This is a genomic window from Lysinibacillus sp. EB106-09-02-XG168 (genome assembly GCF_058791475.1).
On the sequence record NZ_JBYTDN010000003.1, the window covers coordinates 1,705,820 to 1,730,696 of the forward strand.

Sequence of the window (24,877 nt, forward strand, 5' to 3'; positions counted from 1 at the left end):
AAATGAAATATTGGGGGATATTAAAGTGAATGTGGATAATGGAAGGAGACTGGCTCTTGGCTTAAGACAAGGGACAGTCCCCGAAGTTTAATTTTTTTCTTTTTGAATTGCTTTACGTGCAAGTGCATCTGCTGCTTTATTTTGCGTATCTGGAACCCATTTAATAAAAAATAAATCGAAGTTTCTTACAAGTGTAAGTGCCTGCTCAAGATAAGGTTTAAATTCCTCATTTTTCACATATTCTTTTTCCATAGAGGCTACGACAATTTTTGAATCAGAGCGCACTGATACTAGGTTTGAACTAAGCTTGAGTGCTTCCTCAAGTCCGCGTACTAATGCAGTAAACTCGGCAATGTGGTTATTGGTCTGTCCTATATACTCACTTATTTGTATATGGTGGCCCTCTCCTTTAATAAATATTCCAATACCACTGGGGCCAGGGTTTCCTGCACTAGCAGCATCAATGTAAACTTCTAACATAAAATCCCCACTTTTTGATTTAGATTTTACATTAATTGTACATCAATAGTGCTTTTTCACAATATTTTAGTTGATAATCAATAATTCCTGGGCGTAATTAAAATGGTGGGGATTTCTGTAACTGCCATTTCACTTACGTTACGTAAAACATCTGTACCTGTCGCTATGCTATCGGAACAGAAAATAATTGTTGCTGTCGCTAAGCTTTCGCACAGAAAACAATTGCTGAAAGAAGTTAAATATGGATAAACAAAATAGTTGCTTGTTCAAAATGTTCACTTCATAATAGTAAGAAGCGAAATTTGGACGTGAAAGGAGCGAGAGTTCAAATTGGATAAAGTGACGGTTATGAAAGATATTGATGAACTACATGATATGTATTGTGCTGATTGCTTAGTGATCAAGCAATTACGAAAAGAGCGTGGTAAATCTGGAGCTCATCGCTTCTGTATTGAAGCCTGCACGATAGGAGAGCGACTACAATTTCTTGGAGAAGAGCTCATGAAGGTATATAGTAAATAATGTTTTCACATATTGCAGAAATGTCTTTGAAGTAATCATAGGACTAAATGGACTATGTTTAAATAAAGTAAAGCTTAATGAAAAAATTTTTTTACTCAATTTGTTCGAAAAAATGGTGATGGTTGGTTACCCTAAAATAAGCTACTTTGTTGTTGGTTCACTACCGATAACAAATGTAGCTTTTTCTATGGTAACAAAAATGCGCCACACACTCTAAATCTGTTTAGAGCGTGTAGCACAATATAATTTTAAGTATTATTTAGTTTCAGCATAGGTACTTAAGTCTTGGTAGTATTTTGTGAGAGAGGAAGCTGAAATATCGAACGTCGCTGCAATTTCTTTTACTGTCATTGATAGCGGCTCGAACAGCTCTTTTTCTTGACCATATCGAATCGCGCCAGCAGCGATCGCAGCCTCTTTGCGCGCAGATGGTTGTCCTTCAATTAAGTAGTCTTCTAAAAGCTCTAACATAGGAGCTGTTTCACGATCATTTTGCTCAAGGAAATCTTTCACTTGTGTGATTACATTGCTCTCGAAATTCGTGAATTCCTCGCCTTTATAACCGTTTGACACAAGTAACTCCCAGAAGGATAAATGCTCTTCTTTTAAGAATGCGCCAATCTTCTTCTCAGAAGCCTCGAAATTTTTATTAAATTGCTCAAACACCTTCGCGTGATCTTCCGGGAAGAAGATCAGCGTTGAAACAGCTAAATAATGCTCTGATTTTTTTGTACCATCCGGTAAGATGAATGCAAAGACATGCATACCTTCAGGGATTGGTTTATCATTTTCACGACGAATATAAATTTCTTCATTTGATAACACATGTGTAGCCTTGAAATATTTTTCTTCTACAACAGACACAGAACCAATAAATAGACGAGGTTGTGACCAGCCTTCTAACACTTTTACTGTTGAAGGTCTTACCGCTTTTTTCTTTGTTTTCTTTAAGTAACCTTTCCAAATAGAAGGCTCTTGATGGAAGAAGAAGTCGTCTAACGCGATCGCTTCAATTAGCTCTCTTTGTAGTACGCTTTCTAATTTAGGCTGCCATGTACCTACATGCTCGATATAAGCACGAACATCTTTGCGTTCTGGATATTCTAAGTAAAATGTTTGTAGTACACGTTCTAATTCTTCTATTGCTACAGTTTCTACTGTAACCTGCTGTTTGCCTTCACAACATTTTTTGTATTTTTTGCCGCTACCACAAGGGCATGGATCATTACGTTTTACCATAATTAGAAACACTTCCTTTGAAAATTGTTAGTCGAATTTTGCTAAATAAATTGCATCTACTTAATAATAACGGTACATTTGTATGAAGAAAAATGATTGTCTATTTAGAAATATCAAAAAATGGACGCCCTGATTCTATTATATGAACATATTTTCCAACTTAGAACTAAAAAAAAGAAAACCATCTACGCTTTAGAAATAGCATAGATGGTTCTAAGGTTTGTTTAGCTTTTGATAGCTTCCATTTCTGTCGTTAATCGCTCAAGCTCATCAACGAGGTGACCAATGTAAGCAATCGTATCTTGAAGCGGCTGGTCTGTTGTAACATCGACACCCGCCATTTGAGCTAGCTCTACAGGTGACTTCGTACCGCCAGCTTGAAGGACTGCTAACCACTCATCTACCGCCGGCTTACCTTCTTTTAAGATACGCTTGGATACTTGTGTAGAAATTGTTAAGCCAGCACTGTATGTGTATGGATATAAGCCCATATAATAGTGAGGCTGACGCATCCATGTAAGTTCTGCACCTTCAGAAATGTCGACAGTATCGCCCCAGAAATCTTCAAGGACAGAACGTTTTAATTGATTTAAAATAGAAGCATTAACAGCTTCACCTGCGTCAATTAATTCATATACTTTTCGTTGATACGCTGCCTCTAGTAAGTGTGTAACAAAATTATGATAGTATGTTTTGGACACAATGTTTGAAATAACCCAACGTTTGAAACGAGGATCTTCGTTATGGGCCAATAAATAATTGGCTAGAAGCATTTCATTCATTGTTGATGGTGCCTCGATAAAGTATAGCGAAGGACGACTATTAAAATATGATTGATGGGCATGTGCATTTACAAAGTGACCTGCATGTCCTAGCTCATGAATTAGCGTAAATACCTCATTCATACGTTCATTCCAAGACATTAAAATATAAGGATGATTACCATATGGACTTGAACAGAATGCCCCAGTAGATTTTCCTTTGTTTGTTGCATAATCAATCCAGCGCTCGTTAAACGCCTTTTCAATCATGTTCTTGTAATCCTCGCCCATAACCGATAATGCTTTTTCAACATATTCTTTTGCTTCTGACATTGTTAATTTTGGATCATACGCTGGATCTAACGCTATTTTTAAGTCTGCAAAAGTCATGCTCTCGATGTCGTTCGCTTGTTGAATAAGTTTTGCGTAACGGCGCATATGAGGCGCAAGCTCTTTTGTAATAAGATCTATTTGACGATTATAAAGTGATCGATCAACATCCTGATCAAATAATAAATAATCAATGATAGAGTCAAATCCGCGCAAATCCGCCATTGTTTTTTCTTGTTGAATATGTGTGTTATAAATTTTTGCAGTTGTGTGCTGATAATCTCGTAACTTACTAGAAAATGCTTCAAATGCAGCGCGACGTACGTTTGTATCAGCCTCGAACTCCCAGTTGTTTTCGTATAATACAAAACTTAATGGATGCTTTTCACCATTTGCCTCAAACTGTCCAAAATGCATATCAACAAGCTTTGTCGTATTATATGTTTCATAAGGTGCCTTAAAAGTTGAGCTAAATGCAGCTAATGCTTTTTCCACTTCAGGGTGCAGCTGATAGGGCTTTTGCTTTAACAATTCCTCTAAGTAAACTTTGTAAATAGGGCTCAACTCAGTGGCCTCTTGTAAAATTGCCTCGTCTAATGCTAGTAATTCACTGCGTACGAAAGAAAATGCACTACTTATTTTTCCCACCGCAGTACTGTATTTGGCAGAACGCATTTGCGCAACATCATCTGTAAGATCTGTTTGAATTTTTAAATTTGCATATGTGCCAATAGGGACAATGCTTTTTTGTAATGCTTCAAAGGCTGTTAAAACTTCAATTACTTTTTGCGCATCCGTAATTGTACCTTGATACTTCCGTTCAAAGGTTAGTGCATCCTCTACAAGCTGAGCTAAAACAGGCTCAAAATCCGCTTCATTTTCAAATAAATCTTTTAAATTCCACGTTTCTTCTACGGGTACATCTTTTCGTAATACTTCCATCAATTAACACCCCTTATTTGTAAGTGTCTCCATTATAACGAAACTATTTCGGAAAGTGAAATAATTATAGAGAATAGTTTAAATATTTTCAAAAATAGAATAGAAAAGTAGAAACTTATGTTCGCGTTAAATATAATGGATGTAAAGAAAGGAGGAGGAATGAAGTTATAAAGCAGTTAGTTTGGGAAAAAACCGACCTATATAAACTTAGTCAAGTAAATCAGGATAATTTATGGAAGAAGTTAATTGCGGATTTGTTTGAAGATTTTTTGTTGTTTTTTTGCCTGAATTACACTTAGAGGTAGATTTTTCGAAGCAAGTAGAATTTTTGCAACAGGAGCTTTTCAAAGAAATTATTGAGCATTGTCAAGGGCGCAAAATAGCTGATCAAATTGCGAATGTACATCTGAAAAGTGGGAAAGTGCAATGGAGCTTTGTCCATACGGAAATACAAACTGGAGATGAAGTGCATTTTGTGAAGCGCATGATTGAGTATTTCCATCGTATTAGGGATCGATATGGTAAGAAGATTGTGGCTATTGCTATTTTTACGGATAAGAGTACAAAAAGCACGAACTAGCATCATGAAAAGTATTACGGTACAGAATTAATGTACACTTTTAATAAAATTGTTGTATCTGATTTTGATGAAAAAGAATTGAAAAAATCAACGAAGCTACTCAGTAAAGCATTACTAGCATCTCTTTATTTGAATCGTACAAAAAATGAAATGAGTCTTCGTAGTGCGTACAAAAGAACTTTACTAAGAGAAGTGTGGTCATTAGAAAATGTTGAAAAAACAGAAGTAAATGCGTTACTTTACTTTTATTGATTATTTATTGAAACTAACAAGAGCTACGACTGAGCAACTTATAAGAGCTGTAAAAGAGGAAATTAGAGGGGAGGAAGAAATGTTGCATCAATATAAAGAAGATTTACTACCGACACTTGCTGGAGTATTGGAATTAGAAAGACAGGAGGGCATTGAGCTAGGAATTGAACGTGGCATGAAACGAATAATTTTTGGTTTATTTGAAAAGGGTGCTGAAGACGAATGGATTGCAGAGGTTTCGAAGCTTCCAGTGACAAACATTAATGAAATTCGTAAGGAACTTAAATAGTCTAATTGTGTAGAGAGACAAACTGCCAATCTCTTTTTAGGTTTGTTGTAAGTTTTCTTGCGTCCTAATGATGAAATCTTATTGTGTGAAATTGTTGTGAAACTGCATCTGCCTCCTGATGTTTTGATTTTGTATGACAAATGACTTTTAAAAATTGTTTGTGTTATTGGTGAAAAATGTGTGTATAGCAAATGCACTTTGCTACGCATACTAATGGTTAGAATAACTGGCACATTGGAGGAGAAACAATGACACAAAACTTAAACAAACAATTAAATAAACTTGTCGCTACATGGTCTGTACTTTATACTAAATTGCACAATTATCATTGGTATGTTAAAGGAAATACCTTCTTTACACTACATGCAAAATTTGAAGAATTATATAATGAAACAACATTAAATCTAGATGAAATTGCAGAGCGCATTCTTTCGAAGGATGGACAACCAGTAGCTACGATAAAAGAACATCTTGAACTGTCCTTTATCGAGGAAGCGACTGGGAATGAGACGACGGAGGAAATGGTGGCTACAACCATTGCAGATTTCAAAAAAATTATGAAAGCATTACATTCAACAATGGGGCTTGCAGCAGAAGAAGGGGACGATCGAACAGAGGATTTACTGAATGCTATGTACCAGTCTCTTGAAAAGCATACATGGATGTTAAAGGCCTTCCTTGGACACTAATAACCAAAAATAAATGATAGGCAATGGAAACTCGTTCATGTATTTCCATTGTCTGTTTTTTGTTGTTTCATATTGTTGTTTCAAAAGATGGACATATTTCACAAGGAAATAACATATATTACAGTTCGGAAAAGAATAGGCAAAATATGTTTTTTTTTTGAATAGGAAGGGTAGATACTAAGTAAGCCATACAAGTAGGAGGAATTGAACATGATAAATGAACAAAACCCACAAATTGAAGTGGCCCATACAAGGGAAGAAATGCTTCATATTTTAGAAAGTATGCAATTAGAAGCATATCAAATAGAGGACATTCATGTTATTGCAAAGGATCCAAGCAAATTTGAGGATGTGGAATGGGGTATTAATGTTAAAACCCATGAAGTAGGGAATTGGGTGGATCAATTCAAGTCTTGGTTTACTGGTGAATCGGCTGTGACGGAAGGATTAAAACGTTTTGATCTTACAGAGGGACAAACAGCTTACTATTCTCATCTCGTAGAACAAGGTGTCATCGTAGTATTTGCTGAGCCTACAATTGAACCTATGACGACATAATCTAGTGAAAGGTGATTGAAAGTCATCTTCATTCACATAATAGGGAATATTTACTTATTATAATACGATAAACAGAGTGAGTGCACATGCATCACTCTGTTTATTTGTGTAGAAAGGTTTCAAAATTGATTTAATGAATCGCTTTTTTGTGGTCATGTTTTTTTATAAAACGTAATACATGAAGCTGCTCGAATTGAGCAACAAGGTTACCAATTAGAATAAAGCTACCACCTATTAATACTTTTATCGTTAATCCTTCTCCTAAAAACATCATGGCAAACATCGCTGCAAAGATCGGTTCTAAGGAAAATATTAGTCCTGTATGTGTAGCAGAAGTAAACTGTTGTGCAACAGTTTGACCTACGAAACAAAATGCACTACAAATGACACCGAGTCCAATAATAGCAATCCAAGAAGACGTTGTATTTGGAAGTGTAGGTGTTTCAAAAATGAGTGTTAATACGAGGGCATAAAATCCAGCAAAACCGAGCTGGTAAATGCCATATGAAATGGATTCAACGTTACGCGTAAATGAACTGTTTAACAGTAAATAAATCGAATAACATAGTGCAGCGATGGCTATTAAAATATCCCCTTTTTGAAAGGTAAATGAGCCGTGAGCAGTTAAAACTATAATCCCAATCATTGTACAAACAATCGCAAAACTAACTGCTCTTGAAGGTAATTTCTTTTCAATAAAACTGCTGATAATAGGCACTAAGACAACTGTTAGACTTAAAATAAAGCCTGCATTTGATACCGAAGTTGTTTCTAGTCCGAATAAGCTTAGAACGAACACAATGAATAATAAAAACCCTTGAATAGCCGCATATTTTAAAGTTTTAGCATCGACCTTAATCATGCGTTTATAAAAGATGATTCCTGCTGCGAAAAATGCGATGATACACCGCAATGCCACTACATTATAAACAGCCAATGTTTCAAGACCCATTACCATAAAGGTATAAGATAATCCCCAAAACATTGTCACTATAACCATTAATAAATTTGCTTTTCCTTGGATACTCATTATGCTCACCTACATTCTGTGTACTAAAACAGTTTTTAACCTAAAATTTACTATATCTCTTGTATTGTGATTAGTAAAACGAATGTTTATAATAATCAGTATTAAAAAAATTCATGTATATAGAGGACAAGACAATGAGTTTAGTCAAATATGAGATTTTGAATAAAGTAGCTGAGGTAGCTAGCTTTACAAAAGCTGCAGAGGCATTAGGATTAACTCAATCTGCTGTAAGTCATGCTGTTTCAAGTTTAGAAAAGGATTTCGGCTTTGCACTCATTCACAGAAGTCGAGCGGGCGTCTCGTTAACAAGTGAAGGAGATGCAATGTTAAGGTCAATGAGGCATGTCCTCGATGCAGAGGAACTGTTACAGCAAGAAGCAGCACATATACTCGGTGTTACTCGAGGGAAAGTGCGAATTGGTGTAATTTCAAGTATTTCGTCAAACTGGATGCCGGAAATTGTTCGAATTATGGACAATCAATTTCCTGGTATACAAGTTGAATTACGTGAGGGAGATTATTATGAAATCGAACAATGGCTTTTGAGTGGAGAGGTGGATGCCGGATTTTTAAATGGTCAAAAGTCCAAGCAATTTCAGTTTATAGAATTACAGCAAGATCCGTTGCTATGTATCGTTTCTGATAAATGCCCACTTTATAATAAAGCAGAAATTGATATTGTGGAACTAGAAGATATGCCATTTATCATGACTTCACATAAAGGGACAAACGATGTAAAAGTATTGTTAGAGCAATATCATGTGAAGCCAAATATTCGTTTTGAACTATCTGAAGAGGTAGGAATCACGTCGATGATTTCTCACCAACTTGGAATTAGTATTTTACCGAAATTAGTGACGAATAATTTGCCGCCTACGATAAAAGCTATACCGTTAAAACAAGGTGGATATCGGACAATTGGAATTGCAATGAAACACCATGCATCACCAGTGACCAAAAAATTTGCGGAAATACTAAGTTCCTGGTTAAAAGAGCAAAATAGGAATTGATTTATTGATTAATAGCAACTTTCTCTATAAAAACAGCATTGAAGCAAAACGTAGCATTACGCTAAAATAGTATTTGTATATTTAACTTCATTCAGCAGATCTTTTTTGTACCGAATGCGTAGCGACAGGTACAGTAGATTCCCACCTCTAAAGGTGGTGAGATGAATGCAATTTTGATTACTTATTCAGTTGGTGTCCAAGCACCTACTGAAATAGAGGAACTCAGTCTAGGAACGCCACGTCCTACTGCAACGACTGAGTGACCAACATCATGTTGTTGCTGACGCTTCGCTTTCGCCACAGGAAACATTTGTTGTCCGTTACATCCTGTGGCATTACCGAAATGAATGACATCGTGTCGGCCCACGTGCAGGCCTAGGCACAATTCAAAATCCACACGCATTTTTATCTGTAGGAAAGCAAAGCGACAGCTACAATTACCAAAGATGAAATTGATTAGAAAAAAGGTGAGTGTATGGGGACATTACAAGGGAAGACCGTACTCATTACAAGTGGGGGAACACTTGAAAAATGGGATCGTGTGCGTGGGCATACGAATTTATCGAAAGGATCGATGGGCTGTTATTTAGCGGAAGCGGCACTAGCGGCTGGGGCAAACGTATTGTATATGCATGGTTATTTCGCACAGCTTCCAACGAATAAAGATAAAATGCGTACCATTCGATTTGAAGGCATCGAAGACTTAGGCGAGAAAGTTCGACATGCTGTTCAAGAAGAGCATGTGGATATCGTCATTATGGCGGCTGCAGGTTCTGATTGGCTCATTGATAAAGTGTATGACCAGTCTGGGAATCTATTGGAGGAGGCAGGCAAAATGCCATCTGACGAGCCACCTATCATCCACTTTAAAAAGGCACCTAAAGTATTAGGTCAAATAAAGGGGTGGAATCCGGAAGTTACATTAGTAGGTTTTAAACTTGAGGCAACAGATGACGAGGAATTTTTAATGTCCCGTGCACGTCTACGAATGGAATCGGCCAACGCTCAGTTTATGGTAGCTAACAGCTCACAATCTTTATATGGTGGCGATGAGCCTCACTGGATTGTACCAGCTAAAGGAGAACCGAAAAAGGTTATGGGCAAGCAAAAGACAGCACAAGTATTAATAGAACTTTTATAAAATGAATAAAGCTGTGTAGAGGTAAAATAGACTCTACACAGTTTTTATTTTTGTTTTTTTACTATGAAGAATGAAATGATACTAACTGGCATAACTAATAGATAAACCTTATTATTCTTAATTCCTTAGTAAACAACTAAGTTTTCTAATATTTATATTGACAATAGGATTTCTGAATTATAGAATTATTTCCAAGAAACGTAATTCTTTTATCGGGAGCCGTAGAGGACTTGGCACAAAATGAGGCTTCTACGATAACGAATGGTATAGGTTAAACCTAGGAGAGCTCCTAAGGGATAAGGGGCTATGATTGACGCGTTGGCTCTTTTGTACAAAAAATAAAAGAAGAGGTGTATCGGATGACTCAACAGGCAAAAGTAGATGACACAAAACTAGAGGCAATTGCAAAGGCAATTCAAAATTTGGAGTTTGGAGAAGTACACATTACGATTCAAGATGGTGTCATTGTGCAAATTAACAGATTAGAAAAGCAAAGATTTCCACAGAAAAAGTAAAAGGTATGATGATAGGCGAACAGATATTTCTAGATCGTGGGGAATATTTCCTATATAACTAGCATTTTTTTAGGGTGAGGAGCCGGCTATCTTTTTTACTAAATCTGAAGGGGCCTATCATTTGAATTGTATTAAAAACACACATAATAAAAAAAGAACAACTCAACGTCAAAAACCAGGATGATTAAGGCGAATCATCCTGGTTTTGCGTATATTCTTATAACCTATTCATAAAAACTTTTTGGGATTTCACCAATATGTCTGCGATGATACAGTAAAGGTTCCTTCTGTGCATTGTCAATTTCTAGGACCTGCCCGATAAATATCGTATGATCTCCAGCATCGATTTGCTGAAATGTTTTACATTGTAAAATAGCTGCAGTATCATGCAAAACTGGAACACCTAATACAGAAGTTGACCAGTTAGCCTGGGCGAAGCGATCTGGAATTTTACTTGAAAATAGTGTACATAGATGCTCTTGATTATACGCTAAAACATTAACAGCAAACTTTTGAGCTACTGTAAAATATGGATGTAGCTGTGATTTTTTATCAAGCGACCACAAAATAAGGAGTGGATCTATAGAAACCGATGCAAAGGAATTGACAGTTAAGCCAAAAGGTTCGTTTGCGTCGTTACAAGCAGTGACTACCGTTACGCCTGTTGGATAATTACCTAATGCTTGTTTAAAAGCAGCAACTTTGTCTGTCATTCTAATCACCTCTTCATTGATTTTTGGAAATGAAAAATCAGCGTGCCAACCATCTTCTTGCTGAGTATTTATATTTTTAAATAATTGTAATATTCTTAATTTTATTTTAAACCAACAAAACTAACTGGTAAAGTATATAATAGAGAAAAAAAGGGGGGGTAGTCATGTCTTTATATTTTGACCATTTAGTTCATCAAGTTCAATCACCAGAGAATACAAAGATTTTCTTAAATAAACGTAATATCCATACAGTTAACGGTGGTCAACATACAATGTGGGGGACATTCAATACATTAAGCTACTTTGGATTAAACTATATTGAGCAAATAGCCATCTATGATCGCCAATTATATGAAAATGCAGTGAAATTACCTTATTCACTACATTATACGTTTAATCATACAAACGAGCGCTATGGTTTTTCAAGAATTGCGTTACGTACAAAAAGTATTATGGAAGAGGGACAACGATTACGTGCACTTGGCTTCGAAGTATATGGACCTGATGCTTGTAGTCGTACAAGACCAGACGGCTCCGTAGTTGAATGGAAGCTCTTGCATTTTGGGAAGCCAGGGCTGGAAATTGATTTCCCATTTTTGATTGAGTGGGCTGATACAGACGAGGAACGTGTTGCGCAATTAAAAGCAAATGGAGTCATTAAGAGCGATCAACCCATATCGATGGAATCTGTACAATTTTATGTAAAAGATGTGCAAGCCACAGTGAAACTATGGAGGGAAGTATTACAATTACCAGAACCTGAACAACAAGAAAAGTTTATTTCCCTACACTTACCAAATATTCGCCTAGATTTTTATGACGAAGTTACTGCGGCTACGATGGCGCTAGGTCCATTAAATGAAGGGCCGTTTGGGGTTACACTTAAGGATACTGATAGAACGAAGGAAACGCTAGTTTTTCCAGGAGCTTTTTATTGGATTAATAGCTGAGGTTAAAGAGATTAAAAGATCTATAAAGAGCAATTGAAAAAAGGGGCCGTTCATCAAATGAACAGCTCCTTTGTACTTAAAATTTTACAACATTTGACGCCTGTGGACCTCGATTGCCTTCCACCACATCAAATGATACCTTTTGACCTTCTTCAAGTGTACGGAAGCCTTCCTCTTGGATTCCCGTAAAATGTACAAATACATCTTCTCCATCATCACATTCAATAAAGCCATAACCTTTTTCATTATTGAACCACTTTACGATTCCCTGTTGCATAAGCATTCGCCTCCCATGCGCTTGAAAGTAGAATAAAATCAACTAAGTCGTGAAATAATTGAGAAAATGTGAAAAAATGCATTTTCATTAAGAACATACATGAATTGAGCAAAGTTGTCAATTGATTGTCGAAATGCTTGTATAACTTTCTATGATTTTTTCACAATAAAGTCTATAATGGAAATTAACAACATAGAAAGTAGGATGCCAAATGACAACGACTAATCAACCTTTATCAGATCTAGAAATCGCTAATCAAGCGGTGATGAAGCCTATTACTGAAATCGCGAAAGATGCAGGTATTCCAGAGGATGCACTTGAGCAGTATGGTCGCTACAAAGCAAAAATTGACCCACTAAAAATAACAGCACAGGGTGAGGACGCAAAGGTAGTATTAGTAACAGCCATCAGTCCAACTCCAGCAGGTGAAGGGAAGTCAACTGTAACAGTTGGACTTGCTGATGCACTTCATCGATTGAATAAAAACGTTGTTGTTGCTTTACGTGAGCCATCACTTGGACCGGTAATGGGTGTGAAAGGTGGTGCAACAGGTGGTGGATACGCACAGGTTGTACCGATGGAGGATATAAACTTGCATTTCACTGGCGACCTTCATGCTATTACGACGGCGAATAACGCATTATCAGCCTTTATTGATAATCATATCCACCAAGGAAATGCTTTAAACATTGACCCTCGCCGTATTATTTGGAAGCGAGTAATGGATTTAAATGATCGCACCCTTCGTAAAGTTGTTGTGGGTCTTGGTGGTCCTGTACAAGGGATGCCACGAGAGGACGGTTTTGATATTACCGTTGCATCAGAAATAATGGCAGTTTTTTGTTTAGCTACAAGCATTGAAGATTTACGTGAACGTTTAGCAAGTATCGTAATCGGTTATACATTTGAGCGTGAGCCTGTATTCGTGCGAGATCTACAAGTGGAAGGGGCGTTAACATTATTATTAAAAGATGCCTTTAAACCAAACTTAGTGCAAACACTTGAAGGAACACCTGCCATTATCCACGGTGGGCCATTTGCCAATATTGCGCACGGCTGCAATTCGATTATGGCGACACAAACGGCTCGCCAGCTAGCTGATATTGTTGTGACAGAAGCAGGTTTCGGTTCAGATTTAGGTGCTGAAAAATTCATGAACATTAAAGCGCGTAAAGCAGGCTTTAAACCAAGTGCAGTTGTTATTGTAGCTACAATCCGTGCATTAAAAATGCATGGCGGTGTACCAAAAACAGCGCTTGTAGGCGAAAATGTTGAAGCACTTTTACAAGGAATTGAAAATTTAGCTAAACATGTTGAGACGGTTCGTACATTTGGCGTTGAACCGATTATCGCTTTAAATCGATTTATTACCGATACAGAAGCGGAGTTAGAAGCAGTGCTGAACTGGTGTCAAGAAAATCATGTTCGTATAGCTCGTACAAACGTTTGGGAAGAAGGCGGTAAGGGTGGATTAGCCTTAGCTGAGCAAGTAGTAGCCGTATTAGAAGAAGAAAATAACTTCTCTCCTTTATACGATGTAACAGAGTCCGTTGAAGAAAAAGTTCGTACGATTGTTCAAAAAGTGTACGGTGGGAAAGATGTACAGTTTACTGAACAAGCAAAAAAACAAATTGCCCAAATCGAAAAATTTGGCTGGGATTCTTTACCGATTTGTATGGCGAAAACACAGTATTCTTTATCCGACCAACCAAGTCTTTTAGGACGTCCTGAGGGCTTTACTATCACAATCCGTGAAGTGATTCCAAAACTGGGTGCAGGATTCTTAGTTTGTCTTACAGGCGATATTATGACAATGCCAGGTTTACCAAAAGCACCAGCTGCCTTACGCATGGATGTAGATAACGAAGGACATGCGGTAGGTTTGTTCTAAGAAAAAATGCAAGATTTCGTAAAAAAATAAATACAACATACAAAGCTGCTCCTATAAGTTATAAAGGGCAGCTTTTTTAATTAAAAATATCTCTCATATGAAATAAGAAAAAACAGGGTAACCATAAAAATGCCATTCGAATTATTGTAAACATTGTATATTTAAAAGAAGGAAGTCTTCTTTTACGTTTAAATTATTTTGAAAGTCTAATAGAAAAAACGAAATAAGAGTAGGGCAAAAAGGGAGATAGGATAATGTCTTTTAAATGAAAATGGAAGAAAAAATAAAAGCTGCCATCATCTACAATAGTAAGATGGGCAGCTTTTACTTTTTCTTCAGCGGGTTGGTAATACGTAACATAACTATCGTTCCTACTTCCTTCATAACTTATTACTTCATTTACGGCTTAAATGAAATTCGGAAAAATGGTTGCCTAAAAAGAATTCTCTAGTTTTGTTAGCACGACTCTGATAATTTGACTTTTCAAAAATGTTGGCAAGAATTCGATATGCTATTTGTTATTAATGGGAGGAGTTACGTTCACACATACTCAAGAGTATGATTACAGAAGGTAACGTCAATTAATGATACAAATATCACACGCTTGCGACATATGGTCAAAGCCTTCTAGGTCGTGACAACAAGCTAACTGTTTGTTCGCTTATCTCGTCATGTACATTCGCTATGCGGGTTGAAACAAAGAATTTCTAAGGGAAAAATGTTCACTTTTATTTGTTTTCTTAGATGATTGATTTTCACTATACGCACGTCATCTTTCAACACAGTATTCAATTGCAAGCCCGCTGAAGTTGTTAAATCTGTCAAAACATAGTTGCTGTACACCACTGAAATAGTGAGCTACAGAACAAAGTTAAATGTTCTGTACATTCACCTTACAATATTCTGAAAAATTTGTCAATTGGAATCACTTGCGAAATTGTTTTTTTTAAAAGCCTTGAGGTTGCTTAATAATTGCCAACTATTCTAAGTAATACAGTATAATAATGTACGAAGGGACTGAGCTAAGATTATGAACAATTTAATGGACAAAGTACGAGGAATTTACGAACAATTTGATGCTAGTCATGATTTTCAACATATTGAACGTGTTTATCAAAACGCGTTAGCGATATTAGAAACAGAGTCAGAAGCGGATGCAGAAGTTGTGAAAATCACTGTGCTCTTGCATGATGTAAGTGATAAAAAGTATACCGATAGCAAAGATCAAGAAAATAAGCTGATTGCCGAGCTACCTTTAAGTGAAGAAAAGAAGCAACATATTCGGGATTGCATCGAACAAGTATCGTTTAATGGTGGCAACGAACTAGAAGCAACTTCTCTCGAAGCAAAAATAGCACGGGATGCAGATCGTTTAGATGCAATTGGAGCAATCGGTATTGCACGGACGTTTGCTTTTGGTGGGGCTAAAGGTCGAAAGCTTTATGACAAGGAAGAAAATGCACGTATGGATATGACCGAGGACGAGTATCGTAGTAAAAATACATCCTCAGTTACCCATTTTTATGAAAAGCTCTTATTACTGAAGGATTTAATGATTACAGAGAAGGGCAAACAAATGGCTGAAGAACGCCATCAATTTATGGTGCAGTTTTTAGAGCAATTACAAAATGAGATAGGTGAGTAACAATTCACGCTTCAAAAAAATAATGTGGGCTTATAAATATTAATTAGATATACGTCTCATAAAAAAATCCGTTGTCGATTCCAATAGGCAACGGATTTTTGTGGGTTTAGTCCATCAATTTATATCAAAAGGTGAAATGAAGCCACAAGCGCGCGTTTTAAACTTAGAGTGATTTACTCCATTCTTTATTATTATTTTTAAAGCATGTGTGAGGAAATTTAGGAATAATGTTTGGATGTAGTAATTTGATAAGACTTGCTAAATTAAATGTTTTGTGACCAACTGAACGAAATTATTTACTTTTCTAGAAGGTAGTAATTTATGAATCAATTAAAAAAAGATACGTTTGGTTTTATCGATAAGGAAATAAGGCAAATAGATATATTGGAATTATCGAGGATATTCAAGAGAAAGTTGTGCTGTAATTAATGCGATGGGTATGTAACTTGAAAAACAAAGGGACAATTCATTTCGCTCTATGCTATTTTACTTGCTAACGCAATCTATTATGCTGTTTCTCAACGTTAGGCTTCGCCGCAGTATAAGATAATGTTTTTTTTGTCTGAATTAGAAGGGAATCATTTCCTTTTATAGAATATTGAGATAAGTGGATGGCGTGTTAGTTTGTCTCTGTTTGAAAATACATCTTTGAAGACAGATTTATTATCATTAATGTCTGTTAATCAACACCTGTTTTTGTAGACTTTACACAAGATATGCCGTGCAAAGGAAACCGTTACGATGATGTAGTAATCGAGAGTTTTTTTGGAATTATGGATTCTGAATTGCTTTTCTACAGCTTTACGAACTTGATCTATTATGATTAGGAGGAAAACAATTTGAAAAAAATAGTTTCGTTATTAGTAATGGTCACAATTATTCTTTTTTCTACCCCAGATGTTTTTGCCTCAAACTCGATTGAACCTTATGGAGTGAAGCCACCAGGTGAAAGTTTTACACCTGGAGAGTGGTTTCTAGGAGATACTCCACCTAATGTTGATCCGAATAAACCACCTATTGTTTTTGTTCAAGGGAAAAACGGTAACGCTACAAGTTGGTATGGTAATACACAATATCACGGTCTTAATGACATGTATACAAAAGCTTATGAAGCAGGGTATCAAACGGTATTTGTTCAATTATACGATGCGGCAGGTAAAAGTTCTTATAGTCAATACGATAATGGGAAATTATTAGCCTCTATGTTAAAAGAAATCAGTCAACATTTTAACGGAAAAAAATTAAATATAGTTGCCCATAGCAAGGGTGGGCCCGATACCCAAGCAGCATTAGTTCTTAATAATGCTCATTCGTACGTTGGTAGGGTGTTTACGTTAGGTTCCCCTCATTATGGATCAGAGTTAGCTGATCTTGCATATAGCTGGTGGGCAGGTTGGCTAGCTACATTACTCGGTCAAAAAGATGATGGAACTTATTCACTTCAAGTTGGGGAAATGGAACACTTTCGCTCACTAATAGACAATCATCCCAACATAAGTAAGAACAACTATTATACAATTGCTGGTACTAATACAGGACCATTTCTATCTGCACTCTGGATGGGTGGTCAATATCTTTCTGATCCAAATGATGGATTAGTCAAAGAGGTGAGCACTAAATTATCTTACGGTACACATTTATTTACCGATACCTCACTTGACCATGACCGTATTCGCATGGGATCTGCGGTATTTTCTAGATTGGAACAGTATCTACAGTCTGATTCCACTGATCGAATCATTGCAAACAAAGAATACTTTTCTCAATCTGATATGTTTCAAGAGTTGGATGTTTCTCATTATTTTTATGGAGGAAAGTTACAATCAACAAATAATGTGACACATTCTTTTTATGTGGATACCGCACTCGATAATGTTAAACTGTGGACGGGATTAACTAGTGATAAGATAGAGTTGGTATCTCCTTCAGGGAAAAAATATACCAACCAGACAATCGAATCATTGGAGGAAGCCTCCTTCTTTAATAGCGTAGTACCTCATACTTTTACTGACGTTATTTCTGAGAAGGGGGAATGGAAGATAAATATAAGCACGCAGGCAGGAGATAATGCGTATTTACTGGCAGTTCAACACGGGGGTCCATCTTTGATTAAAGTGAGCATTCCGACAGTAACATTTGAAACGAATAATATCATCACAGTGCAAGCGGATCAACAACTACAAAAACTTGCTTTCGATGTACGAGTACTAGATCCAACAGGTAAAGACATTGCTTCTTCTCTACAAATGCAAAAGGTTAATGAACAAAACTTTATGCTAAATTTCCCAGAGAATAAAGAGTCTGGTGTATATAATATAACTTTAAATATTTCCGGTGAAACGTTACAAGGTGAGCCATATAATAGGACCATTGTTCGTTCTAAGTATGTAAAAGGACATATGCAATAATTAGAAAAAGACAATGGAAACATATCTTTAGCAACGGTTGGATTTCGTTCGAATTGATAATCATATAATAAAAAAGATATTAAAGAGTGATGAGTCACTATTTAAATAAAAGATTTGAAAATACCATGTTGGCAATCGGCATGGTATTTTTTCTGTTAGTAATAAGACTTTTATAAAATGAAATAGAATACAAAAGGATTTAATATACCAATCAACTATATCACTACTTATCTAACTCATTCAAAACGCGTTCATTCGTATTTTTTCAGTGGAATTGCACATGCTAACTTCAATGGATATGTGGTTGTTGAAAAATTTTAAAACAAAAAAATATCATAAAAGATAGGTATTTGTAATTGTTGATTATTTTTTCTTGAAAAATGAGTCAAAACTCTTTTCATACAATGCACAAAGCATATATAATTACTTATGCTTTTTCGACAATGGGGATATTGATTTTGTCTATAGTTTATTCGGGTATTAGATCGTGGGAGAAATAGCCTGTTAAAAAACATTGGGGTAACCGTCAAAGGAGCATCAACATCATGAAAGAAGCAAAAAGCGCAGTCAAATGGATTCCTTTCTTCATTTCCCTTGCTGTTGGCGTAGCAATCTGGTTTTGTCCAGTACCTTCAGGAGTAGATGAAAAGGCATGGCATCTATTTGCTATTTTTGTTGCGACAATTATAGGATTTATATCGAAACCGTTGCCAATGGGAGCGATATCTTTTATTGCTATGGCTATGATTGCCATAACTAATACCTTAACTATTGAAGAGACTCTAAGTGGTTTTGGCAATTCAACGATTTGGCTAATTGTTATTGCCTTCTTTATTTCTCGTGGATTTATTAAAACGGGACTAGGAGAACGAATTGCCTATGTATTTGTTCGCCTTTTTGGGAAAAAAACTTTGAGTCTGTCTTATTCTTTATTAGCGAGTGACCTTATATTAGCGCCAGCTATTCCTAGTAATACGGCTCGTGCTGGTGGTGTTATATTCCCAATCATCCAGTCTTTATCTCACACTTTCGGATCTAAACCGGAAGACGGGACAGAGCGTAAGATGGGTGCTTTTCTTTTGAAGGTAGGCTTTCAAGGGAATTTAATAACGTCTGCTATGTTTATGACAGCCATGGCAGCAAACCCTTTAATTGTAAAGCTAGCAAGTGATTCAGCTGGGGTAACGATTACTTGGTTTGGTTGGGCATTGGCCATGATTGTCCCTGGGTTAACAGCTTTAATCGTTGTTCCTTATGTTATTTATAAAATCTATCCGCCTGAAATCAAGGAAACACCAGAGGCAGCAGCTATCGCTAAAAAGAAGCTGGATGAATTTGGTCCACTAAAAAGTTCTGAAAAACGAATGATCATAGTATTTGTTGCTGTGTTGTCGTTATGGATTGGTGGAGACTACTTAGGCATAAGTGCTACTACAGCAGCTCTTATAGGTCTTTCATTGCTTTTATTGTTAGATGTATTAACATGGGCAGATATTAAAAAGGAAGAAGGCGCATGGGATACACTAATCTGGTTTGCAACGCTATTTATGATGGCATCTTTTATGAACAAACTAGGGCTGATTCCATGGTTTAGTAATGAAGTGGGTGGACTTGTATCTGGGTATAGTTGGATATGGGCTGTTGTCATATTAGCATTAGTCTACTTTTACTCTCATTATTTCTTTGCGAGTTCTACAGCCCATATTAGTGCGATGTATGCAGCATTTTTATCTGTAATGCTGCAAGCGGGTGCACCTGCTATGTTGGCAGCTATATTATTAGCAGCATTTAGTAATTTATTTGGCGCCACTACTCATTATGGTTCTGGTCCAGCACCGGTCTTCTTTGGTGCAGGCTATATTGATCAAAAAAAATGGTGGACAGTTGGTTTTGTAGTTTCCGTTGTAACAATCCTGATTTTTGTTGTAATAGGGGGATTATGGTGGAAGGCTCTTGGTTATTGGTGAAATAATTAGCTTCTGTATCCGGGTAGAACTATTTCTATCCGGATATTTTTTGAGATTTTTAACCCTTCCTTCATTTTGCATGTTTGGAGGGGCTATTTTTTTTAGATGGGCAAGAAGAGTTTGTTGTCCTTTGTTTACCTGTCATTTGGTGTTATGATAAAAATGGATATCAATAATAAACTACATATTAAAAGTAGTATGGACATTAAACAACACCTAAATGAAAGAGATGGACAAGTGTAATGAGTCATTTAATTGTACAAAATTTAACGAAAACAGTGGGCGATAAAACGCTCTTTCAAAATATTGAATTTACCATTTATGAGGGAGAACGAGCTGGGCTAATTGGTATTAATGGTACTGGTAAATCCACATTGCTTTCTATTTTAGCGAATGAAATCGAAGCGGATTCTATGGAAGTTGACCGCCCAAATAAATATCGAGTTGCTTATTTACCACAGGAGCCTACTTTTAATAGTGGCGAAACTGTGTTACAGGCAGTGTTTGCAGGGGATTCACCTATTTTGAAACTGAACCGTGAATATGAGGAGACGGTTGCTGCACTTGCCTTAAATCCGACTTCAGAAAGTTTACAAAAAACGTTATTTAGTTTGCAACATCGTATGGATGAAGAGCAAGCATGGGATGTCAATGCTCTTGCAAAGACAGCGCTTACGAAGCTTGGGATTGAAATGTTTGATAAAGAAGTATTAACACTGTCAGGCGGTCAGCAAAAGCGCGTTGCTTTAGCAAAAGTTTTAATCGAGCCGGCAGATCTTTATTTATTAGACGAGCCTACCAACCATTTAGATGTGCAGTCAACAGAGTGGCTACAGGAAATGGTGTTACGATTAAAGGGCGCAGTAATATTTATTACCCATGATCGTTATTTCTTAGATGAGCTGTCTACGCATATTTACGAGCTAGCTGATCAAACATTATACCGCCATACGGGGAATTATGGGGATTATTTAGAAGCTCGTGCTATTCGTGAGGAAATGAAAGCAGCTTCTGCACAAAAGGATCGCAACCGCTATCGCTCAGAATTAAAATGGATTCGTCGTGGTGCGAAAGCGCGTTCTACGAAGCAAAAGGCACGTATCCAGCGCTTCGAGCAGTTAGAGGATAACTTGGAGCGTAAATCTGAGGATGTTTCACTTGAGATGGGACTAGCAACAACACGACTCGGTCGGAAAGTTTTAGAGGCTGAAAATATTTCAAAGGCATTTGGCCAACAAAAAATCCTTGAAAACTTTTCATTTTTACTACAGCAGGGCGATCGTATTGGTATTATCGGAGCGAATGGTGTAGGAAAATCAACATTATTGAACATGCTAGCAGGAGAGCAAACACCTGATGCTGGTGAAATTCTTGTAGGTTCGACAGTGAAGTTAGCGCATTTCAAACAAACACTACCGAAGATGAATGAAAATGAGCGCATGATTGAATATATTCGTGAAGCTTCCAATGATATTACAGATGCAGAAGGTGTACGCTATTCGGCTGCTCAAATGCTGGAGCGTTTCTTATTCCCACTTCATGCACACGGTACACCTATCGGTAAATTATCAGGTGGCGAGCGTAAACGTCTACATTTATTACGATTATTAATGGAGCAACCAAACGTACTGTTACTAGATGAGCCTACAAATGATTTAGATATTGAAACATTAGGTGTGCTAGAGGATTTCATTGAGCATTTCCCTGGAGTCGTTATAACAATATCCCACGATCGCTTTTTCTTAGATCGAATTGCGAAAAAGCTGTGGGTTTTAGATGGTCTGGGGCATGTGAATGAGACGCTTGATATTTACAGTGAGTTTTTACAAAAGCGTGAACAGGAAACTGCTGTAAAGGTAGAGGCGCCAAAAGTTGAAAAACCTAAGACCGAAAAACCTAAATCAGACAAGAAAAAATTATCTTTTAAAGAGCAAAAAGAGTGGGAAACTATTGCTGATGAAATAGAAAAGACAGAGACAGCAATTATGGAGACAGAAGAAGGTATTGCAAATGCTGGAGCTGATTTTACAAAGCTACAGGAATTAACGGCGAAGCTAGATGAGCTGAATGCACAATATGAGCATCTTATTGAAAGATGGTCGTATTTAGATGAAATCGTAAACGGATAAGGAGCGATATACATGAAGATTATTACAATTGAACCAACACCAAGCCCTAATTCTATGAAGATTGTCGTTGATACAGAGTTACCTTTTGGCAAAAGCTATAATTTTACAAAAGATAATAAAGATGAAGCAACAGGTGAAGCGGCAGCGATTTTAGCAATTGAAGGTGTTAAAGGTGTTTATCATGTAGCAGATTTCTTCGCTGTTGAGCGTAACGCAAAGTATGCATGGGAAGGTATTTTAGCCAGCATCCGTCAAGTGTTAGGTGAAGATGTACAGGAAGTAAATAATGAACAAGTTGCCAATGAATTTTATGGTGAAGTGTACGTCCATGTGCAGTTTTATAAACAAGTACCGCTTCAAGTAAAGGTGTTTGATAATCAACGTGAGCATCGTGTAAGCTGTGGTGATCGCTTTGTGGAAGCTTTCAATAAAATTATTGAGACAGCAGTTGATGAAAATTATATTTTCCAACGTAAGTGGATTGACTATGGTGTACGTTATGGAGAGCTAGAGGAAATTGCGGAAGCCGTAAAACAAGAAATCGATGTAACTTATTCAGAGGGACGTTTAGCGGAGATTATTGCAACGATTAATGATTCTGAGAAAACTATCGAGAAAAAAGCTAAGCTAAAAATTTCTGTTGAACAGTTTAAACAACCAGAATGGGAAAAACGTTTCCAACTGCTTGATCAAATGGCAGATCCAGAACTAGATGACTTACCACTTTTAGATTTAGCGATACAAGATGAGCAAATGTCTATCCGTCGACTTGCAACCGTATATTTAGGAATGATTGAAGATGTAGCGGTTGTGCCTTATTTGGAAAAGGCATTACAGGACAAAAGTGCAGCGGTACGTCGAACTGCAGGAGATTGTATGAGTGACCTCGGCTTCGTGGAATTTGAAGACGCGATGCAGCAAGCATTACAAGATAAAAATAAACTAGTTCGTTGGCGTGCAGCTATGTACTTATATGAAGTCGGAACGGAGAAATCGTTAACGGCATTAAAAGCTGCTGAAGAAGATAAAGAGTTTGAAGTGAAGCTACAAGTAAAAATGGCGATTGCTCGCATCGAACAAGGTGAGGAAGCAAAAGGTTCTGTTTGGAAGCAAATGACAGAATCTCGCCAGCGATAAAACGAAACAACCAGCGTCTATTTGAGCAATTCAAATAGACGCTGGTTTTTTTATATTTCAATTTCATTTTTTCGCTAGGTTGTTTTTTATAGCTTGTTGCTTCCTAGAATGTATGAAGCATTCGGAGAATTAGGAAAAGCAGATCAACTAGTCTTATTGAAGGTAATTACTTTCTAAGATTAAGGATTTTCGTTCTGATTTTCTTTCAGTCATGTTTTTTTCATAAGTTTCATACATTGAAATCTCACAAGTTATTTTATAGTGGAACAGGAGAACAGGAACATAGGAGAGCAGGGGCATATTCTATATCGGTACCCTTGAAGTTTAAGCTATAAGAGCACAGTGCATAATAAATAATAACAAATGACAAATAAAAAAAGATTATAGTTTTTAAGGAGGGAAGATAAGTGCAGTTGAAATACGATTTCGTAGACTTGCCTTTAAATGAAATTAGAGTAGGCGCTACAGGAAGAACACTATTCGATTATTGTCTTAACCGCAGCCATATATTTGCCTTAGCAATGAATGAAGTCTTTGGATATGACATCATTGCAATTTGGTGCCCAATAATACAACACAACAGAGCTTTGCAAATGAAGCTATTAAAGGTATATTTAGAAACATCTTATTTAGGCAAACCATATTTGTTCGATCCATCAGGCAATACCCAAACATCTGAATTACTAAAAAATGAAGGGGCCATTACAGAGCTTATCACCCCCCAACAGTTTAGAAATCAAATGAAAGATTTGACTAAAACGTATTCCGAGGGAGATTTCGATGAGACTAATTTCGACAACTCATTGGCTCAAGAACTTGAAGAAATAAAACAATTCATACTAGAAAACCCGAGTCGATACGTCCCCATCTTTAGTTATATTGAGAATGCACTTACAGAAAGTGGTTGGAAGCAAGTAGAGAGAAGCTTATATTATCCGGATAAAGAAGAACCGTTCCACCGAGCTGTTACCGGGTGTAGATTTTCTGCTACTCGTTCAGTTGGTCAATTCCAACATACAATCGTAATCGATGTATTAAAAGACGGGGGAGTTATATACCACATTGAGACCGATGATAATTACCGTATCTTCCAGACTGGTGTTTGCTCTATGGAACAATTCATCCTTGTTCTAAAGGAATGCGTCGATATTAAATATCCTATCAGATCACAAGTGATGATAGCTGCCCTAAAGATAACGGGCGAAGTAATCTATACTACTATTAATAACAACTATAAACCGCTTTATTTAGTTGATTTTCTCGGCGGTAAACACTGGCTAGAAAATGAAGATTTAATGGCCATATCCACTAACTAATTAATCTAGTAGATTAGAGTAACTCCACTACTCTATCACTTTAACGTTTTGTACAAAGGTTCATTAATAAGGCGCATCCTGTTAAAGGATGATTCATCGCATATTC

25 protein-coding genes are annotated in these 24,877 nt (G+C 36.8%); 18 read left to right on the forward strand and 7 right to left on the reverse strand.

Annotation, left to right across the window (positions count from 1 at the left end; genetic code table 11):
• Positions 1-87: 87 nt before the first annotated feature.
• Entirely contained in the window at positions 88-480 is a 393-nt protein-coding gene (locus AC3WSO_RS09025; protein ID WP_492530292.1) for a ribonuclease HI family protein, read from the reverse strand.
• Between the two features lie 102 nt (positions 481-582).
• Between AC3WSO_RS09025 and AC3WSO_RS09030 the strand changes: the two genes are divergently transcribed.
• Together AC3WSO_RS09030 and AC3WSO_RS09035 are read left to right on the forward strand one after the other, a co-directional pair.
• The gene (locus tag AC3WSO_RS09030) at positions 583-729 is read left to right on the forward strand and encodes a hypothetical protein (RefSeq protein ID WP_492530293.1); all 147 of its coding nucleotides are present in this window, start codon (positions 583-585) and stop codon (positions 727-729) included.
• Positions 730-810: 81 nt separating this feature from the next.
• Positions 811-1,002 (forward strand): zinc-finger domain-containing protein, encoded by a 192-nt coding sequence (locus AC3WSO_RS09035; RefSeq protein WP_197144123.1) that lies wholly within the window; start codon positions 811-813, stop codon positions 1,000-1,002.
• Between the two features lie 255 nt (positions 1,003-1,257).
• Here AC3WSO_RS09035 and AC3WSO_RS09040 read toward each other — a convergent pair whose 3' ends face one another.
• Both AC3WSO_RS09040 and pepF read right to left on the reverse strand, forming a co-directional pair.
• Positions 1,258-2,241: an SEC-C domain-containing protein gene (locus AC3WSO_RS09040; RefSeq protein WP_349658803.1), complete on the reverse strand. Its 984-nt coding sequence runs from the start codon at positions 2,239-2,241 to the stop codon at positions 1,258-1,260.
• A 224-nt stretch (positions 2,242-2,465) separates the two neighbouring features.
• On the reverse strand, positions 2,466-4,274 hold the full coding sequence (gene pepF, locus AC3WSO_RS09045) for an oligoendopeptidase F (RefSeq protein WP_492530294.1): 1,809 nt from the start codon (positions 4,272-4,274) through the stop codon (positions 2,466-2,468).
• Between the two features lie 280 nt (positions 4,275-4,554).
• On the opposite strand from pepF, the gene AC3WSO_RS09050 reads away from it, so the two are divergent.
• The 5 genes from AC3WSO_RS09050 to AC3WSO_RS09070 all read left to right on the forward strand — a co-directional run bounded on the left by AC3WSO_RS09050 (position 4,555) and on the right by AC3WSO_RS09070 (position 6,642).
• A complete protein-coding gene (locus AC3WSO_RS09050) occupies positions 4,555-4,854 on the forward strand; it encodes a hypothetical protein (RefSeq protein WP_492530295.1) in 300 nt (99 codons plus the stop codon).
• A 30-nt stretch (positions 4,855-4,884) separates the two neighbouring features.
• Positions 4,885-5,106 (forward strand): hypothetical protein, encoded by a 222-nt coding sequence (locus AC3WSO_RS09055; RefSeq protein WP_492530296.1) that lies wholly within the window; start codon positions 4,885-4,887, stop codon positions 5,104-5,106.
• Entirely contained in the window at positions 5,084-5,395 is a 312-nt protein-coding gene (locus AC3WSO_RS09060; RefSeq protein ID WP_492530297.1) for a hypothetical protein, read from the forward strand. Before AC3WSO_RS09055 ends, AC3WSO_RS09060 begins: the two co-directional genes overlap by 23 nt.
• A gap of 248 nt (positions 5,396-5,643) precedes the next feature.
• On the forward strand, positions 5,644-6,084 hold the full coding sequence (locus AC3WSO_RS09065; protein WP_492530298.1) for a Dps family protein: 441 nt from the start codon (positions 5,644-5,646) through the stop codon (positions 6,082-6,084).
• 210 nt (positions 6,085-6,294) lie between these two features.
• Positions 6,295-6,642: a general stress protein gene (locus AC3WSO_RS09070; protein ID WP_492530299.1), complete on the forward strand. Its 348-nt coding sequence runs from the start codon at positions 6,295-6,297 to the stop codon at positions 6,640-6,642.
• A 130-nt stretch (positions 6,643-6,772) separates the two neighbouring features.
• Here the strand turns inward: AC3WSO_RS09070 and AC3WSO_RS09075 are convergent, their stop codons facing one another.
• Entirely contained in the window at positions 6,773-7,672 is a 900-nt protein-coding gene (locus AC3WSO_RS09075) for a DMT family transporter (RefSeq protein WP_492530300.1), read from the reverse strand.
• Between the two features lie 134 nt (positions 7,673-7,806).
• Between AC3WSO_RS09075 and AC3WSO_RS09080 the strand changes: the two genes are divergently transcribed.
• Positions 7,807-8,682: a LysR family transcriptional regulator gene (locus tag AC3WSO_RS09080; RefSeq protein ID WP_492530301.1), complete on the forward strand. Its 876-nt coding sequence runs from the start codon at positions 7,807-7,809 to the stop codon at positions 8,680-8,682.
• 181 nt (positions 8,683-8,863) lie between these two features.
• Here the strand turns inward: AC3WSO_RS09080 and AC3WSO_RS09085 are convergent, their stop codons facing one another.
• Positions 8,864-8,992, reverse strand: coding sequence for a hypothetical protein (locus AC3WSO_RS09085; RefSeq protein WP_492530302.1), 129 nt, complete (start codon positions 8,990-8,992; stop codon positions 8,864-8,866).
• A 165-nt stretch (positions 8,993-9,157) separates the two neighbouring features.
• Here AC3WSO_RS09085 and AC3WSO_RS09090 point away from each other — a divergent pair, with 165 nt between their 5' ends.
• Positions 9,158-9,823 (forward strand): phosphopantothenoylcysteine decarboxylase domain-containing protein, encoded by a 666-nt coding sequence (locus tag AC3WSO_RS09090; protein WP_492530303.1) that lies wholly within the window; start codon positions 9,158-9,160, stop codon positions 9,821-9,823.
• A gap of 359 nt (positions 9,824-10,182) precedes the next feature.
• Positions 10,183-10,338, forward strand: a complete 156-nt coding sequence (locus tag AC3WSO_RS09095; RefSeq protein ID WP_492530304.1) for a YezD family protein — start codon at positions 10,183-10,185, stop codon at positions 10,336-10,338.
• 224 nt (positions 10,339-10,562) lie between these two features.
• Here the strand turns inward: AC3WSO_RS09095 and AC3WSO_RS09100 are convergent, their stop codons facing one another.
• Positions 10,563-11,051 (reverse strand): flavin reductase family protein, encoded by a 489-nt coding sequence (locus AC3WSO_RS09100; RefSeq protein WP_079560079.1) that lies wholly within the window; start codon positions 11,049-11,051, stop codon positions 10,563-10,565.
• 164 nt (positions 11,052-11,215) lie between these two features.
• Here AC3WSO_RS09100 and AC3WSO_RS09105 point away from each other — a divergent pair, with 164 nt between their 5' ends.
• On the forward strand, positions 11,216-12,001 hold the full coding sequence (locus tag AC3WSO_RS09105; protein WP_492530305.1) for a VOC family protein: 786 nt from the start codon (positions 11,216-11,218) through the stop codon (positions 11,999-12,001).
• Between the two features lie 76 nt (positions 12,002-12,077).
• Here the strand turns inward: AC3WSO_RS09105 and AC3WSO_RS09110 are convergent, their stop codons facing one another.
• On the reverse strand, positions 12,078-12,278 hold the full coding sequence (locus tag AC3WSO_RS09110) for a cold-shock protein (RefSeq protein ID WP_079560081.1): 201 nt from the start codon (positions 12,276-12,278) through the stop codon (positions 12,078-12,080).
• A gap of 211 nt (positions 12,279-12,489) precedes the next feature.
• On the opposite strand from AC3WSO_RS09110, the gene AC3WSO_RS09115 reads away from it, so the two are divergent.
• The 7 genes from AC3WSO_RS09115 to AC3WSO_RS09145 all read left to right on the forward strand — a co-directional run bounded on the left by AC3WSO_RS09115 (position 12,490) and on the right by AC3WSO_RS09145 (position 24,771).
• Positions 12,490-14,169, forward strand: coding sequence for a formate--tetrahydrofolate ligase (locus tag AC3WSO_RS09115; protein WP_492530306.1), 1,680 nt, complete (start codon positions 12,490-12,492; stop codon positions 14,167-14,169).
• Positions 14,170-15,199: 1,030 nt separating this feature from the next.
• Positions 15,200-15,814 carry an HD domain-containing protein gene (locus AC3WSO_RS09120; protein ID WP_492530307.1) on the forward strand — a complete coding sequence of 205 codons (615 nt, stop codon included), beginning with the start codon at positions 15,200-15,202 and terminating at the stop codon, positions 15,812-15,814.
• 839 nt (positions 15,815-16,653) lie between these two features.
• A complete protein-coding gene (locus AC3WSO_RS09125; RefSeq protein WP_492530308.1) occupies positions 16,654-18,222 on the forward strand; it encodes an esterase/lipase family protein in 1,569 nt (522 codons plus the stop codon).
• A 545-nt stretch (positions 18,223-18,767) separates the two neighbouring features.
• Positions 18,768-20,189: an anion permease gene (locus tag AC3WSO_RS09130; RefSeq protein ID WP_492530309.1), complete on the forward strand. Its 1,422-nt coding sequence runs from the start codon at positions 18,768-18,770 to the stop codon at positions 20,187-20,189.
• Between the two features lie 242 nt (positions 20,190-20,431).
• Positions 20,432-22,318: an ABC-F family ATP-binding cassette domain-containing protein gene (locus tag AC3WSO_RS09135; RefSeq protein WP_492530310.1), complete on the forward strand. Its 1,887-nt coding sequence runs from the start codon at positions 20,432-20,434 to the stop codon at positions 22,316-22,318.
• Positions 22,319-22,330: 12 nt separating this feature from the next.
• Complete coding sequence (locus AC3WSO_RS09140) at positions 22,331-23,455, forward strand: conserved virulence factor C family protein (RefSeq protein WP_492530311.1); 1,125 nt, start codon at positions 22,331-22,333, stop codon at positions 23,453-23,455.
• A 407-nt stretch (positions 23,456-23,862) separates the two neighbouring features.
• A complete protein-coding gene (locus tag AC3WSO_RS09145) occupies positions 23,863-24,771 on the forward strand; it encodes a hypothetical protein (protein ID WP_492530312.1) in 909 nt (302 codons plus the stop codon).
• The last annotated feature ends 106 nt before the right edge of the window (positions 24,772-24,877 follow it).

Coding starts and splice junctions, on each gene's coding strand:
- AC3WSO_RS09025 (WP_492530292.1), bottom strand. CDS start 480: ATGTTAGAAGTTTACATTGATGCTGCTAGTGCAGGAAACCCTGGCCCC.
- AC3WSO_RS09030 (WP_492530293.1), top strand. CDS start 583: ATGGTGGGGATTTCTGTAACTGCCATTTCACTTACGTTACGTAAAACA.
- AC3WSO_RS09040 (WP_349658803.1), bottom strand. CDS start 2,241: ATGGTAAAACGTAATGATCCATGCCCTTGTGGTAGCGGCAAAAAATAC.
- pepF (WP_492530294.1), bottom strand. CDS start 4,274: ATGGAAGTATTACGAAAAGATGTACCCGTAGAAGAAACGTGGAATTTA.
- AC3WSO_RS09055 (WP_492530296.1), top strand. CDS start 4,885: ATGTACACTTTTAATAAAATTGTTGTATCTGATTTTGATGAAAAAGAA.
- AC3WSO_RS09060 (WP_492530297.1), top strand. CDS start 5,084: ATGCGTTACTTTACTTTTATTGATTATTTATTGAAACTAACAAGAGCT.
- AC3WSO_RS09065 (WP_492530298.1), top strand. CDS start 5,644: ATGACACAAAACTTAAACAAACAATTAAATAAACTTGTCGCTACATGG.
- AC3WSO_RS09070 (WP_492530299.1), top strand. CDS start 6,295: ATGATAAATGAACAAAACCCACAAATTGAAGTGGCCCATACAAGGGAA.
- AC3WSO_RS09075 (WP_492530300.1), bottom strand. CDS start 7,672: ATGAGTATCCAAGGAAAAGCAAATTTATTAATGGTTATAGTGACAATG.
- AC3WSO_RS09080 (WP_492530301.1), top strand. CDS start 7,807: ATGAGTTTAGTCAAATATGAGATTTTGAATAAAGTAGCTGAGGTAGCT.
- AC3WSO_RS09085 (WP_492530302.1), bottom strand. CDS start 8,992: ATGTTTCCTGTGGCGAAAGCGAAGCGTCAGCAACAACATGATGTTGGT.
- AC3WSO_RS09090 (WP_492530303.1), top strand. CDS start 9,158: ATGGGGACATTACAAGGGAAGACCGTACTCATTACAAGTGGGGGAACA.
- AC3WSO_RS09095 (WP_492530304.1), top strand. CDS start 10,183: ATGACTCAACAGGCAAAAGTAGATGACACAAAACTAGAGGCAATTGCA.
- AC3WSO_RS09100 (WP_079560079.1), bottom strand. CDS start 11,051: ATGACAGACAAAGTTGCTGCTTTTAAACAAGCATTAGGTAATTATCCA.
- AC3WSO_RS09105 (WP_492530305.1), top strand. CDS start 11,216: ATGTCTTTATATTTTGACCATTTAGTTCATCAAGTTCAATCACCAGAG.
- AC3WSO_RS09110 (WP_079560081.1), bottom strand. CDS start 12,278: ATGCAACAGGGAATCGTAAAGTGGTTCAATAATGAAAAAGGTTATGGC.
- AC3WSO_RS09115 (WP_492530306.1), top strand. CDS start 12,490: ATGACAACGACTAATCAACCTTTATCAGATCTAGAAATCGCTAATCAA.
- AC3WSO_RS09120 (WP_492530307.1), top strand. CDS start 15,200: ATGAACAATTTAATGGACAAAGTACGAGGAATTTACGAACAATTTGAT.
- AC3WSO_RS09130 (WP_492530309.1), top strand. CDS start 18,768: ATGAAAGAAGCAAAAAGCGCAGTCAAATGGATTCCTTTCTTCATTTCC.
- AC3WSO_RS09135 (WP_492530310.1), top strand. CDS start 20,432: ATGAGTCATTTAATTGTACAAAATTTAACGAAAACAGTGGGCGATAAA.
- AC3WSO_RS09140 (WP_492530311.1), top strand. CDS start 22,331: ATGAAGATTATTACAATTGAACCAACACCAAGCCCTAATTCTATGAAG.